Below are 968 nucleotides of genomic sequence, written 5' to 3' on the forward strand. Positions count from 1 at the left end.
TGGCTGTTCATGTCGGTGATCGTACCCACCGCGTGGACGATGCCATCCAGCGCGGTGCCGGCCTCGTTGGTCTGGGCGAGTCCGGTGCGTGCGTTCTCCCGGCTGCGGGCGATCACCTCGGAGGCCTCCTGCGCCTGGCTCTGGAGACGCTCGATGATCTGCCGGACCTCCTCGGTGGAATCCTGCGTGCGCCGTGCGAGCGTGCGCACCTCCTCCGCCACCACCGCGAAGCCGCGGCCCTGCTCGCCGGCACGGGCCGCCTCGATGGCGGCGTTGAGCGCAAGCAGGTTGGTCTGCTCGGAGATGCCGCGGATCACCTCCAGGACCTGTCCCACCTCCTGGCTGTCCGTGGCGAGCTTGTCCATGGCCGTTCCGGCCTGCTCGACCTGGCCCGCGAGTGCCTCGATACTCTCCACCGTACGCCGGCCGATCTGCTGGCCATTGCGCGCCTCACCGTCCGCCTCACCGGCAGCCTCGGCGGCCTGATTGGTGCTCCGCGCGACCTCCTGAACCGTCGAGGCCATCTCGTTGACCGCCGTCGCCACCTGGTCGATATCGCTGTGCTGCCGGCCGACGTCGCCCTCGGTGCGCTGCAGCGCCGCGGCGATGGTCTCGGCGTTCTCGCTCACCCGGCGCACAGTGCCGTGGACCCCCTGCACGATCTCACCGACCTGTTCGAGCATGCGGTTGTAGGCGGTGTACATGTGACCGAGCTCGTTGTCCTCGTACTCGACCTCCAGCGGCCGCGAGAAATCGCCGTCACCCACCGACCACAACCGGCCGCGCAGGCGCTCGATACGCTGCATCAGCGGATTGACCCCGCCGAACCAGCTCAGCAAAGCCACAAGCAGGATCGCCAGAGCCGTGCCCACGGCGATGAACTGCTGCTCGCGCACCGCCTGGTTGGATGCCTCCGCCATCATGCCCACTCCGGCATTCATCTCGCGGAGCACCACCGGCGCACGCTC

1 protein-coding gene is annotated in these 968 nt (G+C 68.8%); it reads right to left on the minus strand.

The window, feature by feature from the left end; all coding sequences use genetic code 11:
* On the minus strand, nucleotides 1–923 hold a 923-nt coding region (locus G7A99_RS21270), incomplete at its 3' end, for a methyl-accepting chemotaxis protein (RefSeq protein ID WP_163143907.1).
* Nucleotides 924–968 lie beyond the last annotated feature (45 nt).

Source organism: Arhodomonas sp. KWT (assembly GCF_010993615.1).